Source organism: Streptomyces sp. NPDC050619, assembly GCF_040654815.1.
Lineage (GTDB): Bacteria > Actinomycetota > Actinomycetes > Streptomycetales > Streptomycetaceae > Streptomyces.
On record NZ_JBFAIR010000008.1, the window covers coordinates 80193 to 97417 of the forward strand.

At 67.4% G+C, this 17225-nt stretch carries 14 protein-coding genes and 2 pseudogenes; 5 read left to right on the top strand and 11 right to left on the bottom strand.

Annotated features, from left to right (window positions below; all coding sequences use genetic code 11):
- Nucleotides 1–163: 163 nt before the first annotated feature.
- Nucleotides 164–3019, bottom strand: a complete 2856-nt coding sequence (locus tag AB0I77_RS15530; protein WP_363283067.1) for a sel1 repeat family protein — start codon at nucleotides 3017–3019, stop codon at nucleotides 164–166.
- A 196-nt stretch (nucleotides 3020–3215) separates the two neighbouring features.
- Between AB0I77_RS15530 and AB0I77_RS15535 the strand changes: the two genes are divergently transcribed.
- A complete protein-coding gene (locus AB0I77_RS15535; RefSeq protein ID WP_363283068.1) occupies nucleotides 3216–3401 on the top strand; it encodes a hypothetical protein in 186 nt (61 codons plus the stop codon).
- A gap of 285 nt (nucleotides 3402–3686) precedes the next feature.
- On the opposite strand, the gene AB0I77_RS15540 is transcribed toward AB0I77_RS15535, so the two are convergent.
- Nucleotides 3687–4661, bottom strand: a complete 975-nt coding sequence (locus AB0I77_RS15540; protein WP_363283069.1) for an abortive infection family protein — start codon at nucleotides 4659–4661, stop codon at nucleotides 3687–3689.
- Nucleotides 4662–5402: 741 nt separating this feature from the next.
- Between AB0I77_RS15540 and ltrA the strand changes: the two genes are divergently transcribed.
- On the top strand, nucleotides 5403–7127 hold the full coding sequence (ltrA, locus tag AB0I77_RS15545) for a group II intron reverse transcriptase/maturase (protein WP_363283066.1): 1725 nt from the start codon (nucleotides 5403–5405) through the stop codon (nucleotides 7125–7127).
- Nucleotides 7128–7421: 294 nt separating this feature from the next.
- Here ltrA and AB0I77_RS15550 read toward each other — a convergent pair whose 3' ends face one another.
- The 4 genes and pseudogenes from AB0I77_RS15550 to AB0I77_RS15565 all read right to left on the bottom strand — a co-directional run.
- Entirely contained in the window at nucleotides 7422–8291 is an 870-nt protein-coding gene (locus AB0I77_RS15550) for a sugar nucleotide-binding protein (RefSeq protein WP_363283070.1), read from the bottom strand.
- A 20-nt stretch (nucleotides 8292–8311) separates the two neighbouring features.
- Entirely contained in the window at nucleotides 8312–8461 is a 150-nt protein-coding gene (locus AB0I77_RS15555; protein WP_363283071.1) for a hypothetical protein, read from the bottom strand.
- 228 nt (nucleotides 8462–8689) lie between these two features.
- On the bottom strand, nucleotides 8690–9154 hold the full coding sequence (locus tag AB0I77_RS15560; RefSeq protein ID WP_363283264.1) for a hypothetical protein: 465 nt from the start codon (nucleotides 9152–9154) through the stop codon (nucleotides 8690–8692).
- 45 nt (nucleotides 9155–9199) lie between these two features.
- Nucleotides 9200–9334, bottom strand: a pseudogene (locus AB0I77_RS15565) (HNH endonuclease); the annotation flags it as partial.
- Nucleotides 9335–10690: 1356 nt separating this feature from the next.
- On the opposite strand from AB0I77_RS15565, the pseudogene AB0I77_RS15570 reads away from it, so the two are divergent.
- The 3 genes and pseudogenes from AB0I77_RS15570 (at nucleotide 10691) to AB0I77_RS15580 (ending at nucleotide 12278) form a co-directional block, all read left to right on the top strand.
- Nucleotides 10691–11063 (top strand): annotated as a pseudogene (locus AB0I77_RS15570) (DUF317 domain-containing protein).
- Between the two features lie 90 nt (nucleotides 11064–11153).
- Nucleotides 11154–11444 carry a hypothetical protein gene (locus tag AB0I77_RS15575; protein ID WP_363283072.1) on the top strand — a complete coding sequence of 97 codons (291 nt, stop codon included), beginning with the start codon at nucleotides 11154–11156 and terminating at the stop codon, nucleotides 11442–11444.
- A 15-nt stretch (nucleotides 11445–11459) separates the two neighbouring features.
- Nucleotides 11460–12278 carry a DUF317 domain-containing protein gene (locus tag AB0I77_RS15580; RefSeq protein ID WP_363283073.1) on the top strand — a complete coding sequence of 273 codons (819 nt, stop codon included), beginning with the start codon at nucleotides 11460–11462 and terminating at the stop codon, nucleotides 12276–12278.
- A gap of 635 nt (nucleotides 12279–12913) precedes the next feature.
- Here AB0I77_RS15580 and AB0I77_RS15585 read toward each other — a convergent pair.
- The 5 genes from AB0I77_RS15585 to AB0I77_RS15605 form a co-directional block, all read right to left on the bottom strand.
- Nucleotides 12914–13597 carry a hypothetical protein gene (locus AB0I77_RS15585; protein ID WP_363283074.1) on the bottom strand — a complete coding sequence of 228 codons (684 nt, stop codon included), beginning with the start codon at nucleotides 13595–13597 and terminating at the stop codon, nucleotides 12914–12916.
- A 79-nt stretch (nucleotides 13598–13676) separates the two neighbouring features.
- The gene (locus tag AB0I77_RS15590) at nucleotides 13677–14120 is read right to left on the bottom strand and encodes a hypothetical protein (RefSeq protein ID WP_363283075.1); all 444 of its coding nucleotides are present in this window, start codon (nucleotides 14118–14120) and stop codon (nucleotides 13677–13679) included.
- Between the two features lie 426 nt (nucleotides 14121–14546).
- The gene (locus AB0I77_RS15595; protein ID WP_363283076.1) at nucleotides 14547–16289 is read right to left on the bottom strand and encodes a relaxase/mobilization nuclease domain-containing protein; all 1743 of its coding nucleotides are present in this window, start codon (nucleotides 16287–16289) and stop codon (nucleotides 14547–14549) included.
- Nucleotides 16286–16912, bottom strand: a complete 627-nt coding sequence (locus AB0I77_RS15600; protein WP_363283077.1) for a hypothetical protein — start codon at nucleotides 16910–16912, stop codon at nucleotides 16286–16288. Before AB0I77_RS15600 ends, AB0I77_RS15595 begins: the two co-directional genes overlap by 4 nt.
- Nucleotides 16909–17145 (bottom strand): hypothetical protein, encoded by a 237-nt coding sequence (locus AB0I77_RS15605; RefSeq protein WP_363283078.1) that lies wholly within the window; start codon nucleotides 17143–17145, stop codon nucleotides 16909–16911. The genes AB0I77_RS15600 and AB0I77_RS15605 overlap by 4 nt, the downstream gene beginning before the upstream one ends.
- Nucleotides 17146–17225: the final 80 nt, after the last annotated feature.

The following is a 17225-nucleotide window of genomic DNA, read 5'->3' on the forward strand; positions in this document are numbered from 1 at the left end:
TCAGCGAGTTGGCCGAGGCGGTAACCGTCCAAGAGCACGACACTGTCTGCCATCGCGAAGGCAAGGCCGATCGTCTGGGGTTGGAGGCCATCGGGCTGTCGTGCGCTGCGTCCGGTAGTTGGGTCACCGGTCCATGTCAGATCCTCGGTCTCCAACACGCTGTCTACGGCACGCCAGCAGCGGCACGTGGTTCTGGCCACGGCCACGGTTGGGCCAGAGTGCCGTCTGGTTCAAGACCATAGCGCTGATACGTGTCCTTCGGTTCTTTCCGTATATGTGCCAGCCCCCACAGGGCGTCGCGGTATCCGGCGTCGGCGGCGGTGCGGCAAAGCCGTTCAGCAGCTTCCGGGTGCCCAGCCTCTTCCCACTCTTCCGCCAGAGCTCCCACGCTGTCAGGGATAGGGTGGGGGAGAGCGCGGCACAGGTGCTCGATAGTTTCCTGGTCCCCGGCCTCCTCTCGCATCCACACCAGATTCCACCAGGCGCCTGCGTATCCGGCGCCAGCAGCGGCACGGTACAGCAGTTCGGCGTCTTCTCGGTTTCCGGCCGTTTCGCGCATCTGCGCCAACGCTACTAGGGCGGTGGGGTGTCCGGCGTGGGCGGCCTGATGGGCGAGCCGTTCGGCGTCTTCTCGGTTCCCGGCCGTTTCGCGCATCTGCGCCAACACTTCTAGGGCGGTGGGGTGTCCGGCGTGGGCGGCCTGATGGGCGAGCCGTTCGGCGTCTTCTCGGTTCCCGGCCGTTTCGTGCATCTGCGCCAGCCATCCCACGGAGTCGGCGTCTCCGGCGTGGGCGGCGGCATGGTAGAGCCGTTCGGCGTCCTCTTGGTCTCCCGCCCTTTCTCGCATCTGGGCCAGATTCCCCAGGGTGTGGATGTATCCGGCGTGGGCGGCCTGATGGGCGAGCCGTTCGGCCTCCTCCCGGTCACCCGCAGTCTCCCGCCGCAGCGCGAGATTCCGCAGGGCGGAAGCATCTCCTGCGTCAGCGGCGGCATGGTAGAGCCGTTCGGCGTCCTCTTGGTCTCCCGCCCATTCTCGCATCTGGGCCAGATTCCCCAGGGCGCGGTCGTGTCCGGCCTGGGCCGCCTGATAGGTGAGCCGTTCGGCATCTTCCCGGCGTCCTGCCTCTTCCCTCATCCTCGCGAGAGCCCACAGAACGTTGGGTTCCCCAGAAAGGGCGGCTCGATGGGCAAGCCGTTCGGCGTGCTCCCGGTCCCCAGCGTTCTCCCGCATCTGCGCTAGACGGTGGAGGGCCTCGGCGTGTCCGGCGTGGGCGGCTCGATGGACGAGTCGTTCGGCGTGCTCCCGGTCCCCAGCGTTCTCCCGCATCTGCGCTAGACGGTGGAGGGCCTCGGCGTGTCCGGCGTGGGCGGCTCCATGGATGAGCCGTTCGGCGTGCTCCCGGTCTCCCGCTCTCTCCCGCATCTGAGCCAGCCCCCATAGGGCGTCGGGGAATCCAGCGTCGGCGGCGGCACAGTACAGCGATGCGGCGTGGCGGTACCGGTGTCGCGCGCGAGCGGCGCCAGCGAGGTGGTTGAGGTCGGACGCCATGGTGAGGTGTTCGGCCGCGGCGTTCCAGAAAGAGGCGGGCGGGCACAGGACCTGGCGAGTGCGACGGCCGTATTGCCGGAGGTAGTCGGCGAGGCGGACCACGCCGGGCTGCGCGCCCATCCCCGAGGCCCGCGGGACATCCTGCATGGGCCTGGTGGTGCGTTTGATGAGGGTACGGGTGTAGGCGAGCGCGCCGGTGAACCAGTCGGTGTCGGCTTCGGCGCGCTCGTTGTCAGTGAGGTAGCCGGGGGCGGCGGCTTCGAGAAAGGCGAGGGGCAACGTGCCAGCGGCCCCCAGCCGGTGGGCGTCCATAGCCACTGCCATCAGGGCTCTGCCGTAGACACCATGGAGGCCCGTGGGGCTCTCGTAGTGGCTGACCAGGTCCGGTCCAGCAGCCAGCGCCTGCGTCAGGTCGGCGCCGCCGGCTTCCATGGCTGCGGCCAGCGACCGGTCATGGTCGGCCGCGTCACGAACTGCATCGATGTTGTTGGCGAAGGTACGCGGGAGATCAATGAAGTGGGCCTGTGCTAGGAGTTTGCGGGCGTGCCGGTGCGGATCGTCCTCGTCCGGATCAGGCTTGTGGGTCAGGGTCTTGTGATGGTCGGGCCACAGGGTCGCAATGACGATGAGAGGGCCGTCGGTGTCGAGGCGGCGCAGCAGAGCGGCGGCGACGTCCTCACCCGCAGGATTGGTCAGGTAGTCCTGAACCTCGTCCAGCCACAGCACGGTGCGCGGGCCCAGCGCGCTGGCGGCGAGAGCAGCTAGAAGACCGTCGGCATCGGCGGGAAAGAGCAGGTGAAAATCGTCCGGCACCGCCCCAAGGGCCTCGAAGGCGCTGCGGGTCTTGCCGGTGCAGGACTCTCCTCGCACCACGACCAGCAGCGGTGGCGCTGCGTCGGCGACGGCAGCCTTCACGCACGTACGCAATTCGGCATCGTGGGGGCGGGGCACGTAGCGGGGCAGGAGGAACCGGGCTCCGCCGTGACCCGCATGGTGCCCGGGAATGGCAGGGTGCACTCCGAGCCGTCGCGGGGGCCAGGTCCGGATGGGGCGGACACGGTCCGCCAGCGCGGCCCTCCGCGCCTGCTGCTCTTCTTGTTCCAGCGCCGCCTGGGCCTGCTGCCGTATCACCGCCTCCCGATCCGCTTTGATGCGGCGCCTTTGTTCGGCCTCCCATGTACTGCGCCAGCGGCCGTCATCCAACAGATCGGCCACGGTCTCACGCACGGCATCATCGAATCGGTCGGCCAGGACGCCCGCTGCTTTAGCCTCGATCCGGATCCGCCGGACGATGGCCAGTAGCGCATCCAGCCGCCGCGGGAAGTGCTTCCCGCGCAGCCACTCGCCGACCTGGTTCCGGGACACGGGCGGGTCAGGGACCTGGGACAGGGCACGGTCGGATGGCTGCCCACCCAGTCGGCCCCGCTTGAGCACGCCCACACGGCGCAGATCCTCGAAGATGTCCGGCATTCTCCCCAGCCTCGTTCCGTGTGACGCCCGGACCGGACACTGCCGGACACCGGAAGCGTAGGCCCGCCACCAGCAGTCCTGCAGCGGATCTGTCCAACTACGCGGCAGACGGCAGCAGGACACGCCCTCGGACAGCCAAGGTCCATCCCAACCGGTCCATGCCCGAGGGGCCATTCATCAAAGGGGAGACACCGTCATGTCCACGCTCCAGGTGCTGATGCTGCTGCTGGCACTATCCGTGGCCCTGCACATTGGTTGTGCCGCCGCCTTTACCGCCTGGTGCGGCGGCACCCGCCCTGCCCTGGCTCTGCTCGTCGGCGCTAGCGCAACCGGCACCGCCTGCGCCCTGTATCTCACAGCCCTCGGTGCCTACCGCGGATAGTTCCTGGTACGTCGCCGTGCTGTCGGCCCTACAGCCGCTCAGCACGCGACCATCATGTGTAGGATCTCGCCGCTCGTGGTACAGGCCGTCCCTGCTGACCAGCAGCTCTTACGCTGTCTCAAGTTGATGGCACAGCCGGTCCGTCTCACGGCCGGGGCATTTCCTCAGGGTGTAGTCGGCCCGCCGGGACCGGTGGGCGGGAGGTCCAAGTTGGCGAGCTGAAGTCACGCCTGCGGGGTGGCGCGATCTGCTCCACCCCGAAACCTAGCCCTCTTCGCGAAGTGATCAGACCTTGGTCTTGCGCCACGGCGCGGCGGGGTCCGAGAGCGTGTCGAGGATCAACTCGCACCAGGTCACGGAAGCATTGACCGTCAGGCGGGCATGACGCACTCCAAGCCCAGACGGTGCGCTCGCCTGACCGTGACCGCTGCCGAAGCCCTGGTTGCGCAGTTCGGCGACGCCGACTGCGATGTTCACCGAGCCCGAAAGGATTCTCTTCACGGCCTTGCTGCCGTCGGGCCCATCGGGAGCCGAGCCAGCGTCGAGCTTCAGCGCCTTCTGGACCGTGCTGATCAAGGCTGGGAGCGCCGCGTTCCGGTCGACCTCGATGTTCAGCTCCCCAAGAGCGGTCTTCGCCGTTGCCTCGATGAGTTGCTTGGCCGCGCCGATGGCCCCATGGGGATCGGTGGTGAGGTCCCTCCGAATGCGCTCCAACTCGATCGTGATGCCGGAGGCGTCGCTCAGGGTGCTGAGGTCGCGGACCAGCACTGGCGGGTTGGACCAGGAGATCCTCCCCTCCTTATCGAGAGTGAAGCCGTCCCGCTCCAAGCGGACCCTGATGTCGTCAAGCCACTTCGGAGTTCCCTGATCCTCCGGGTTCCGGTATGCGCGGATGAAGTCCTCGAAGACCAGGAGTACACGTCGAACCTGGTTCGGATCCGACCAGTCCACGCCCTCCGCGTAGAGCATGAATTCAGTCCGCCGCTGGCCTGCGTCCTGGTACTTCAGCTCATCTGGCGGGATGGGCGCGAACCCGTGGTCCTCCCACAGTTCGGCGACAATCCGGACGGTCAGGTCCGTGGCCAGAGAGCGGAAGGCGTTGCGGGTGGCCGGGCTCACCAGCTCCCGCCGTGCGGTGACGGTCATGGTCTGAAGATAGGAGCAGACCCTGACACCGTCACTGTCTTTTCCCAAGGTGACGTCTGATCCATGCCGCGCCCGTCTAACCAAGCCAGTCTCTGGTTGCGGCTGATCGGCCACTGGGTGGCCGTTGGTCGTGAGATTCGGCCACGGAATCTGAGATCCCAGTGCGACGCGAGGTGGCAACCAACTAGTGGCCGGCCACGAAGGAGAGGAGAAGCCGGCCCTGGCCAGTGACCGAAGGCCAGTCCCCACCTCTGGGTGCGCTGTCGGTAACGGCGGGGTGCTAAGCCAGGGGGGTCAAGCCCAAGAGCGAGCGGAGCCATCGCAAGCAACAGGCGAAGGGGAATCCCTGAAGGACGAACGGAAGTGAACCCTCGTAATTAAGACTCGTTACAGATACACCGCGTCTATGGCCAGGAAATCGGCGGTGGAAATCCCTGACGTTGGAATCGCGTCACACGGCACTGTCTCACTTGGGTGGGGACACGAGCGAACCAGCTCGCGTGTAGGTCACCGTGGGGATCGGGTCAGAGAGGGCGTCCTCCCAGGGAGCAACTAGTAGTTGCGGAACGCGGAAACCCCGTGTGGGTCCGGCCTTGTCGTCGGTAAGCCAGAGGTAACGATGGCCCAAATCCCCCACGGGAACAGGAAAGTCCAAGAAGCGAAAGCCGCTGGGGCGAAAGCCCAGGGGAAAGGCCGGACACAGGGAACTCTCTCCCTCCGGCTATAACCCGGCGGATACCGGGCAATGCTCGGCACGGAAACGTGTGCAGACGTGGACTTGGTAGGCCATGTAGTGAACACGGGCAAAATCCCGCACCCTTGATGCAAGTTAGACGGAAGGGCAAGGCAATGGTCATGGTGGACAGCGCTACGGCCCTGACGAACGGAGTCGGGGACAGCGACTTCTGGCACAGCATCGACTGGGGCCAAGAAGAGGGCGCTGTAAGGAAATTGCGCCAGAGGATCTACAAGGCATCGCGAGACGGAAACCTGAAGCAGGTACGTAACCTGCAAAAGCTCATGCTGCGGTCACGGGCTAACACGCTCACGAGCGTCCGGCGCGTAACGCAGCGGAGCACCGGAAAGAAGACAGCAGGAATCGACGGACAGACGGCACTTACCCCGGAACGTCGGGGCAAGTTAGCCAGGACGCTACTGGCCGAGCCTGCGTCCGCAGCCAAGCCTGTCAAACGTGTATACATCCCTAAAGCCAACGGAAAGAAGCGGCCTCTTGGTATCCCGGTCATCGCTGACCGGGTGCAGCAGGCCAGGGCGAAAAATGCCCTGGAGCCGGAGTGGGAAGCACGATTCGAGGCCCGAAGCTACGGCTTCCGTCCCGGTCGTGGCTGCCACGACGCCATCGACAGCATCTTCAAGATTGCCTCCCTGAAGCGGGCGAAAAGATTGTGGGTGTTGGACGCGGACCTGTCGGCCGCCTTCGACCGCATCAACCACGACGCACTGATGGGCAGGTTGGGAAACTTCCCGGCCAGACAGCAGGTGCGCGAGTGGTTGAAGGCAGGTGTTATGGAGCGAGGGACATACTCCCGCACGGAGGAAGGCACCCCACAAGGGGGAGTCATCAGCCCGTTGCTCCTAAATATTGCTCTGCATGGGATGGGAGACGCCATCGGAGCCAACTTACCCCGGAGCATGCGGGTAAAGATGGCAGGCGCTCCAGCCTTAGTTCGGTACGCCGACGACTTGGTGATCTTCTGTCGCACGGAGGACGAAGCATGGCAGCTCAAGGAAAAACTATCGGTATGGCTCTCCCCGAGAGGTCTGTCCTTTAACGATGAGAAGACCCGCGTGGTCCATGTCGACGAAGGATTCGACTTCTTGGGTTGCACCGTCCGGAAGTTCAACGGAAAGCTGATCATCACGCCGAGCAAGGAAGCCGTACAACGACTGAAGGCAAAGTTGCGCACCATCGTCAAGGAATCACAGGGAGGATCAGCAGAAATGCTGATCACTCGCCTCAACCCCTTGATCCGAGGATGGGCAACGTACTACCAACCAGTCGTTTCCAAGAAGACCTTTGCCGACCTGGACAACTACATGTTCACGATCCTGCGGCGATGGGCCCTCAAGAGCCATCGCCGTAAATCCTGGGCATGGGTTGCTTACCACTACTGGGGGAAGCGCCAAACAGGTCGGAACGACAGATGGGTGTTCGGAACCTCAGAACGCCATCTGACCAAGTTCTCTTGGACGAAGATTGTTCGCCACACCATCGTCAAGGGGGACTCCTCCAAAGACGATGCGACACTGGCAAGCTACTGGGCCGCCAGATCCCGAAAGCGGCTGCCGCAGACAGAATCCAAAAGGATTCTCAACCTGGCAGCCCGCCAAAAGGGACTATGCCCGGGGTGTGGCCTCGACTTGATCGAAGGCGCGGGGTACGACCCAGACGATGTTAACGACTGGGCGAAGTGGTTTACGGCGAACCTTCGGGGGATCCATATTCACCACAAGACGTACCGACGTGACGGAGGTACAGACGAAACCACCAATCTGGAGGTGCGGCACACGTTGTGTCATCAGCAACTCCATGCTGAGGACCACCGAAAAGGAATCTAGATCGCGAGCCGCGGCCCGCCTGAGCCGGATGCGCTGTGAGGTGCACGTCCGGTTCTGAGGGGGGTGCGGCGCAGTAATGCGCCGCACCTACCCGACCACGAGGTGTAGAATCTCGCGGCGCGTTTCAGAGGCCAGCGCTGTGACCTGGCGCTCTCAACCCTGTTCCAACTGTCCGTTGGGGTTGATCACTCTCACGACAGTGGCGGATCCCCATGGCTGGCCGCATCAGTCGTATTCGGCGTCGATGCCGAAGCGCCCGATACGCTCTCGCCGAACTGCGCGTGTGTCGTCCTTCTACCGGCGCCCGCGTGGCGCGCGGTCGGCGGGCTGCGGCGTCCAGGCCGTGGGGGCGAGAAACTGGTGCGCGCCGCGCAGCGTGGTGCGCAACTTGCGCTGTGTCGAGCGGCTGTCGAGGCGGATGTCGAGGGGCCCGGGAAGGGCGCTGTCGGCCCGTAGGCCGGTGGGCAGTCGCGATGCGTCGAGTCCGTCGCGTCGGGCGATGAGCACGCCCAGCTCGTGCCGGCTGAGAGCCTGGTTCCCGCCGAGGTGGTGGACGCCGGTCGTGTCGCCCGACGCGAGTTCGAGGAGCGCTGCGGCCAGATCGCTCGCGTGGACCGGGCATCGGAAGTCGTCTGTGAAGAGGACGCCTTCGCGGGTGCCGGTGGCCAGTTCGTGGACGGTGCGTTCGTGCTCGGACTGTCCGTCGCCGATGATCAGCGAGGTGCGGGCCACGGCGGCGTCCGGATGGAGCAGAAGCACCGTTTCCGCGGCGGCCTTCGCCGCTCCGTACGGGGTGATGGGGTCGGGCCTGCAGTGTTCGTCGTAGGGAACGTGGCTCTTGCCGGAGAAGACGGCGTCGGTGGAGACCTGGATCATTCTGCTTCCGGCCTTCGCCGCGGCGATCGCGAGGCGGACGGGTCCCTCGGCTGTGACTGCCCAGTCGGCCCCGCCGCTCGATGCATTGACGATGACGCGAGGGTTCACCTCGGCCACGACCGCATCCACGCTCCCTGGATCCCGCAGGTCGAGGCTGCGCCAAGTAACCCCCGGAGCACTGCCGGGCCTGGTCGTATAGGTCGCGGCCGTCAGGCGCCCAGCCGATACAGCTTGCCGGACCAGCTCGGTGCCCAGGAACCCGGACCCACCCACGATCAGCAGCGTCATGAGGCGACACCCTAGACCGGTCAGGGCCCGGTGATGGCGAGAATGTGGGCGGAGGCGTCGGTGAGGGCCGCGTGCGGTTCCGCGATGCGCGCCGCGGCAAGGGCCGCTTCGTACATGTCCGTGTCCATGAGGTTGGCGCTGGTGTACTTCTCGATGGCTTTGACCGCCACCCAGCCGGGTCCTTCGATTCCGTAGAGGCGGGGATCGGTAAGACCGGCCTCCGTGAGCTCCGCGCGCAGTACTGTCGACTACTCAGACCCTAAAACGCCGAAATCAGTAAGCTGCTCGGCTTGTGCCTCGGTCCCGCGGTGACGGGGTGCCGCCGCAGCCCCGGTCTCACCTTGCGTTGACGCAGGCCGCTGGCGGAACGTCGGGGTTGATCCCGCCGCTCTGCATGACTATGCCGCGCCATCGTCGCCACAACACGCTTTGTCAAGGAGGTACTCCCTGATGAGCCGCCCCAGAACATCCCCCTCGTGGACGCGCTCGTTGAAGACGGCTCGTCGGAAGGCGTCGCGCTCCTCACGCTCCAGAAAGGCCACCATGTGCTCAGCCTTCGGGTGCTGGTAGCCGCAGCACATCAAGCGCGTACAGACATTCCGTGACGTGCCGAGCCTCGGTGTGCGCCAGGGATAGTGCGGGTACCCCCGCAACTCCGCCTTGCAGCGCGCAAGGATCTCGGACAACTCAGTTCTGTTCCGATGCCGCTCACTCCCATAGTGCAGGCGGAACCACTCCCGGCGATCCATGTCCGCTATCTCCCGCTGGACACGCTCCACGCGCCTCGAGATGCCGGCGTAGACCGCGGGCGGCATAGCCCGCGTTGCAAAGCCCACCTTCGGGTACCTGTGGTGCAGGTCCATGTCCGCTACCCAGCGCCTGGCGCTACGGCCCCTCTTCCAGCGATTGCAGTCATCGCAGGCCGGAACGAAATTCCACCAGATGTCCGCTCCCCCATCAGTGATGGGCTCCTCGTGGTCGATCGTCGTAGCAGGAGACCGGCCACAGTAGGTGCATAGTCCTCGCTGCGCGGTCAGAACCATGACCCATTGCCACGTCTTCTGCTTGCCCCGTTCTCCGCGACGGATTACATCCACCACGCGCCCTCCTCCTGATCAATCGCGAGGATCGTAAGAGGAGGTGCTGACATTCGGTGCAAGGGCGAACGTTCTCCCTCCGCTTGTGAAGATTCCCGGCATGGAAGATTGCCGCGACTCTCCATCGCGCGCTGTACGCGCGTTGTGGCGCATCGAGCGCGCAATCCAAGGGGCCTAATGGCTGTATATAGGAGAAGGGGTGAAATTCAGGACTTCCCGGGAAGGTGAGCCTCCGGCTCGACCGCAAGGCATATCGTCATCTCTGCGATGTCGGCCCGTCCGGCGCGTGCAACTCCAAGCATCAGCACATGAGTTCGTGGTCATGCCACTCCCACTGGTGCATTGGAGGCACACATGAACGACGGGGAGTCTCGCGACAAGGGGAAGGGACCAGCAAAGGTCTTGATCACCTTCCTGTCAGCGTTGGCCGGTCGGGCTGTTGCCGACTGGTTCAGCGACTGGAGGAGGCGCCATGGCCTGTAGCCGGTCCCTGGTCACCCTTCGCTGACCGCATACGCGGCCAGTTGGCCGGGTCTCGCGAACCCGTCCTCGCGGGGTCACGCCTTGCCGGGCGTGATCCCGCTCTTTCGTTGGCGGCAAACTATGTACCCGACGTCGCTCATTCAATCGTGAGACATGCGTCAAGTTATTAGGGTCGCCACCCCAAGCACTGTAGCGCGCTCCCCGCACGCACGGGGGTGGTCCGCACTTCTTGCTGTTATTTCGAACCTTGGCACGTCGCGGCCTGGGCTACCCGCACACGCGGGGGTGGGCCGAACCTCGCCCAGGGACCTCAACGCGCAGTCGTAAACCCAATTAAGCAATGGAGGTGGCCTCGGCGTCCCCATCCGGATCGTCTGCGTCGCCGACTCAACTTCGCCGAGGTAGCGGTACCTGGACCGGACAGAGCAGCCAAGACTCTCTGCCCGCCTCGGGACCGCTGACCTCCTCGCCCTCGGATTGCATTGCGGCGACAGCCGTCCATGACCACGGTCAGCGGAACGGCCTTCCTTGCAGTCGCATGCCGCCGGGGTTCGTGCTCCGCTACCTCCGTCGTTGCAAGGTCGCCGATCAGCGCGTCCGTCACTGCGGCGGTGTCAATCTCAGATCCGTGGCCGATCGGCCGGCGAGTGGCCATTGACGGTGAGACTCGGCCACAGGGCTTGAGATCCCACACTGTCCAAGGACAGCAGTTCGCCAGGGGCAGACAGGAAAGATCGCGGAAAGACTGGCCAACGCGGTCGGCGGCATGTCAACGTAAACGACCTTGCAAGAAACACCAGGTCAGATAGGTGATTGCCCGTGACCGTAGCGCCCGTGGGCCCCGGTTTCTCTACCACCGTTGAAGCCCTGCGGCTGCGCGAGTGGCAACTCGGCCCCGGCCAGCCCACGCTCGTCCGGACCAGTTCTCCGCAGAGGACTTCCACCTGATTGTGGACAACCGCGCGGACGTGCACGTCAGCTCGAAGGACGGTCGCTTCTGCCTCGGCTGGTTCCCGCTCGGCCGCCCCGGCACAGACGGCGAGGGATGGAAGATCGCCGTCACCGGCACGGCCAAGGTGCGTGGTACCACCTGTCGTTCGACACCGAGACGCCGGCCGACATCGTCGCCGCCGCCGTGGGGCGCGTGCTGGAGACCTCACGTCGCGTACGACAGCCAGGCGCCCACGAGTAGTCCTCGCTCTGGCGGCCAGCCGGCTGGCCGGCTGTCGGGCTTCCGCCCCTTTCATCGCTCACCGTTTCCCCTCACCCCAGGAGGCTGTTCGTGACGTCCTCGGAGATGACCGTCGGTGATCTCATCGACTTGCTGTCCGCCTGCGACCGGGATGCTCCGGTCCGCCAGGCCATGAACCCGTTCTTTCCGATGGCGCACCGCCTGGCGCAGGTCGTGCAGTCCGTGGACGAGACCGGCCGCACCGTCGTCTACCTCGCCGAGGGGCGGGACGAGGACGCACAGCTCGGCCATCTGCCGCCCGAGGTCGCCGTCGCCCTGACCTGGCAGGGCCCCGTCCAGCCGCCCCCGCGCCGCCCCCGCCGCCGTGTCGGCGGCAACTAGATCCGCACCGAGCCCTTGGAGGCGCCCCTGTACCCCGACTTCCCGCTCGCCCCGTCCACTCCGCCCGGAGGCCAGCCCGCGTTCTGGGTCGGTCCCCGGCATCTGGCCGGTGACGATGGGCGCCTCTGCGACACCGTCGCCGACACGCTCGCCGGCCTGGGCTGGACGAGCCTGACGATCGTCCGGGGACGGCAGGAGCCCGACGAGGCGCCGGAGGACCGCCAGGTCCTGCGCAGTACCGTCCTGCACATCAGCCCCGACACCCTCCGATGGGCCCAGTGGAGCCTGGCGGACGAGCCGTTCCACCTGGGAGATTTGCCGATCGCCTGGCAGATCTCCGCCCGCGCCGAGACGAGCACCCCGCTCGCTCAATGGTCGGCCTACTTCACCCTCGATGTCCCCGGCGAGGCCGTGGCCGACTTCCTCGTTGCGCTCGACGCCCGAGACCAGCCCGCCGTGCCGCTCGCTGGCCCCGAGCTGGTCCTCGACGCCGTCGCCGCACACGGCTGGATCCGCGACATCGACCAGCCCCACGCGGCAGCGACGGACCCGACGTTCACCTCGCACATCAGCCTCGGTGAGGTACCGCCCCTCATCCAGGACGTCGACCCGCGCGCCCTGACGACCGAGGCCGACGAGGCAGGACCGGCCGGATGGCAGGCATGGGCCGAGCCCGCGCTCGGCGCACCCTGCCTGTGGGCGGCCTCCTTCGGTTCCAGCGTTCCGCACGACCTCGCGGCAGCCTTCGCCGCCTCCCTCAGCTCGACCGCACCGGTCCTGCGCAGGGTGCTGCCCGAGGCCACCCGGGAGCGACTGCTGCGGGCGCCGGACTAGCGATCGACGGCGTCCCTCAGCCAGACGGAAGAAGCCCGGCCCTCCCGAATGGGGGCCGGGCTTCTGCATTTCCCTTCGGGGCTCGGGCGAGCCGTCGAGTCGGAGGAGGGCGACCCGGGCGACGAGTACAAGGTGTCAGGTCTGCCCGTCATCGGTGATCGCCTCCGGTCCCAAGGCGGGGAAGTGGGGTGAAGTGGGGTCTGCTCGGTGTAGCGGTGGTGATTTCTCACGTGGTAGCGCCAGCGTCTCAGGCGGGGCAAGGTGGCCACGCTTTGGCGTAGTGGTGCCGCTCAACATGTGGTAATCGGTGGCCCGTTGAAGTGGGGCAAGGTGGCTACGTTTTGGCGTAGTGGTGCCACATTCCTGTGCGGCTGAATAGCGATATGCCTCGGACCGAAGAGAAGCAGCAACCAGCCCTTGAACTCCGTTGCGGTGGAGTGCACGTCATCGTTCAACGCATCCCGCCCTGGCTAGTGGCGGCCGTCGTCACGGCCTTCGTCACGACGATGGGGAGTGGACTCGCAGCATGGTTAACGTCCCGTTGAGAACCTGCTGGACCGTGCAGCGGGGCGAGCCGCACAGCACTGCTGCCCCCGACCATCTTGGTCGGAGGGCAGCAGTGCGTCGGCGGCCGGTCAACCGGCTGCCGTGGCCTTGGCGAGGGCCTTGCCGAGGTGGCGGTCGACGAGGGCCGGGGAGCCGGAGATCACCAGCAGCAGGCTGCCGTCGCGGATCGCGGTCTGCTTGACCACGGTGCTCCGTCCTCCGGTGGAGAACGTCAGGAGCTGGCTCCACCGCTCGTCCCCGAGGCCGTGAGGTGCGGGCAGCTTCTGCGAGGCGATGTCGATCGGGGTGCCGCCCGCGACGACCTGGTAGGTAGGGCATCCGGTCATGGCGTCGAAGATCCGGCCGATGCCCTCGGACAGCTTGTTCGCGCTGTCGCTGTACAGCTCCTCCGAGATCTCCGAGGAGCTGCCGCCGTAGGCGAAGGCCGTCTTCGCCTTGCGGGGGAAGGTGAGCGTGGCGCCGGTGGCCGTGTCGCCGCCCAGTTCGCTCAGGGCTGGGCAGCCGATGACGGTGACGTCGTCGTGCTGGGTGGGGCGCTCCGGCTTGCGCAGGTAGCCGCTGCCGAGGTCGCTCTGGTCGAGCAGGCGCGTCTCCAGCGCGGCCGACGTGAGCGGAGCAGCCTGGGTTGTGTCGGCCGGCGACCCGGTACGGGCGGTGGCGTGCTTGGCGCCGGTGGTGTCGGTGGAGCAGGCGGACACGGTGAGGAGGGCGGCGGTGATGCCGAGGGCGATGGTGGCGACGCGAACGCGCATGACGGAACTGACCCCTTGGTGCTAGGCGACGGGTGGTCAGTGCGGGCCCGCGGGCCCGGTGGGGTCGTAGGAGTGGGGGTCAGTGCCCGAGGTGGCGCAGGCATTCCTCGAACGTGGCGTGCGTCGCGTCTGCCGGTCCGCGGTTCCGGCTGAACCAGGCGGTGTCGAGGCGGGTTTCCTGCTGCTGGTGGCCGACCCGGCAACGCAGCCAGATCTGGTCGCGGGTGGAGAGGATGAGCCAGTCCCGGTACGCGCCGCACTCGGAGCAGGCGACCATCTCGCCGTCGAGAACGAGCGGCTGCTTCCACGGCATCATGGTGCCGTCGACCTGGTCGTGGCTGGGTACCCGCAGCTCCGGCGGAAGGAAGTCGTCCACCACCGCGGTCGGCTCGATGTGTTCCGGCTCGGCCGGCGGCACCCCGATCCCGGGCGGGACCTGGTTCTGCAGCCGCGCCGACAGCTCGAAGAATCGGCGCTGTTCCTCGCTGGGCTCCTTGGCCCGGCGGCGTATTCGGTGAAACACCCTGGCGTCCTCCTGTGCCTCGTCCTGCTCGCTTCATGATCGTGCCTTACGCCCCTGGCGGTTTCAATTCACAAAGTCCACAGTCGCCTTCGGGCAGGTCGTCAGGCGTTTTCCGCCTCCTGGGGGCGGGGATGACGAGTGGGCACGGCGCGTGTCTCCGAGCGGATGAGTGATGTCCCCTCGGCGTGCCCGAACACGCCACGTCGGCTTCGACCCGCCCAACTTCGCGTCGCCTACTGGCTCGAGTCGCCGCACCTGCGCCCTTGCGTTCCTCCTGAGTGTGCGCAGCGCCCGTGACCCACAACGCGGGCCTGAACGCCGCCGGGGTCCGCTGTGGCGTACGGCCATGCTGTGGGTCGCGAGTGGGGAGGTGGCGGTGCGCCTGCTCCTGGTCGTGCGCTGAGGCTGCACCCCGGCTGGCAGGGCTCACCGGGTCTTGCCCGGTGTCTCCTCCCCGCTGCGGCGGCGGCCGGGCGCGGAAGTCTGGGGGGCCGTCCTGCGCGTTGCGGGCTGGACCCCAGCGGTGCCGCTCTCGGACAGGGGCGAGGCGTCGGCGGGCAGATCGGCCGTCCGCCGCATCCGCCACACCAGCACGTCGCTCACCGACTCCGCGGTGTCGAGTTCACGACGCCCGACCGCGGCGGACAGAAGAGCGGCCGGATCGTGGCCGGCGGCTTCGGCTTCCGCGATGGTCGCGGCCAGGGCGTACCAGCCGGGCTCGGCGAGGATCTGCTCGGCGAGCCCCGGCAGCGTTTCGCGCAGCAGCACGGTCTGCCGCTGGAGCACCGGCCGGCTCAGACGTCGGCCTCGCTGGTAGAGCACGCTGAGCGGCTGGGCGGCGGCGGCTTGGTAGGCGGTGCGCAGGTGCCCGGCGGCCTGGGCGGCGGCTTCGGCCTGCTGGGCATGGCCCTTTCTCGCGTGCCAGTGGGCGGCGGCGGTGATGAGGAAGAACAGCATGTCGATCGCCATCGCGGTGGTGGCACCGTCCTCACCGCGGCCGAGGGCGGGCCCTCCATGGACGAGGTCGCGGGCGGCCTGCCGCAGCGCGCGGTCATGCCCGCGTACGGCGCGTACGTGGGAGCGAGAGGCCCGCTCGAACGCTGTTGCGGCGTCTCGCAGTTCGCGGCGGATGTGTGCGGCGGAGGTCTTCGCGAGCGCGTCCAGGACTTCGCCGGCGGCGGCGATGTGGGCGGCGGCGACCGCGTCGTCGCCGTGCTCGACGATGAGCACGGCCTGCCACGCGGCCGATGCCGTCCCGCGGCGGGCGGAGGCCGGGGCGCCGGGCCCCGTACGGACCGTGTCCTTCTGCCGTGGAGTCGGATCGGTCCCGGTGTCGCCGGACCAGCGCTCCCGGATGCGGGGCAGCGACAGGTCGGGGGCCAGGCGCGCGCCGGGGTAGAACACCGGCTCGCCGTCCTTGTTCAGGTCGTCGGGCAGAGCGACCTTGTATCCGAGGAGGTCTCCGGAGGGCGCGGCGCGCTTACGGATCAGGACGCCGGCAGCGGCGAGCCGGTCGAAGAACTCCTCGTCACTCCTCGCACCGGACACCGCGCGCCGTACAGTCTCGCGCAGCTCCTCGCGGGCGGTGCGCTCGCGACCCTGGCGTTCGGCCTTGTGGCGTTCGGCGCTGGTGGGCCGCTGGGCGGCGGTGCCGTCGCCGGGGGCGACCTGGTGGAGGCCGAGTTCCTTCTCGATGAGACGGCACTCGGCCTGGGCGCGTTTGCCGGAGCGGAAGTCGTCGGGGCGGCTGCCGTCCTCGCACACCACGGTGGCGACGATGTGGATGTGGTCGTCTGCGTGTCGTACGGCTGCCCAGCGGCAGCCGGGCTGCCCGTCGCCGGGGTCGATGCCGGTGGCGGCCACGATCCGCCGGGCGATCTCACCCCATTCCTCGTCGGACAGGATCCGGTCGTCCGCCGTCGCGCGCACGGAGGTGTGCCAGACGTGCTTGGCCGGGCGGGCATGCTCGGCGAGGGCCATCACGGGCTGGTCCAGGAGCTGCTGCAGGTCTTCGAGGGTGGCGTTCGGGTCGCGGCCGGGGTCGGGGGCCATGCCGTCGAAGGAGGCCACGAGGTGGGGGTCGGTGTGGTCCTCGTACTTGCCCGTGTCGTAGAGGTACTTGAGGAGGCCGAAGGTCCGTGATCCGGCGTTGTTGACGCTGGGGATCATGCGCCGTGGCGTTCGATCAGGCGTGTGGCGGCTGCATGCGCGGTGTCGGCGGCCCGCCGTACCGCGGCGACGGCCGCATCGAGCTGGGGAGCGTCCGCGCCGGAGTTGAGTGCCTTGACCGCCTGGTTGAGGTTGCTGCCGGCCCAGCCGAGCCGACGCCGACTGTCGAACAGGGCTGTGATCACTTCGCGTTCGTCGGCTATCTCGGCGCTGGTTCGGTCGAGGTCGCGGGCTGCGGCGAGCGCGGCGCGGGCGAGGAAGCCGGCGACGGACAGGTTGCATCGGGCGGCGGCGGACTTGATCAGCGCGAACTCTTCTTCGTTGAAACGGGTGTTGGGCTGGTGCAGGCGCTTCGTGGCGCGCGGTTGACGCGGACGCTGACGGGCGTGGGCAGCGCGCTCGCGGTGGCTGCGGCGCTCGGTCGGCTTCTCCTCCGGTCCCGGCTTCGATCCGCCCTCGGTCGAAGCCTCCTGGACCTGCGCCCCCTGGTGCAGGTCCTCCCCGTCCCCCTTGGGGGCGGGGTTGGCGGAAGCTACGCTTCCGCCCCAACTTGCTCGCCCCGAGACCGAGTTGGAGTCGGGATCAGGTTCCGGGGTGGTGCCGTTCTGGGTGGGGTTCGTCATCGGGATTCGGGCCTCATGGTGCGGGTGTGGTGCTGGATGGTCGCGGCCAGTGCGACGACGTCGGCCGGTCCCATGAGGACGCGGACGGGTCCGTCGGGCCGGTCCTGGACGAGCCACTGGCCGTTCGGTGTGAGGACGGCGGCGTGCAGGAGTCGCCGGCGGACCAGGACGTCCGCCCAGGCGCTGGCCTCGGCGGCGTTGGGCTCGGAAGAGCGAGGGAGACGCGGAATCACGGCTTGCCTCCTTAAGCGGGGCGGTGGCCCGGCACGGAGCCGGGCCACCCGTTGCGGATAGGGGCGTTGAGCTGGGGTTT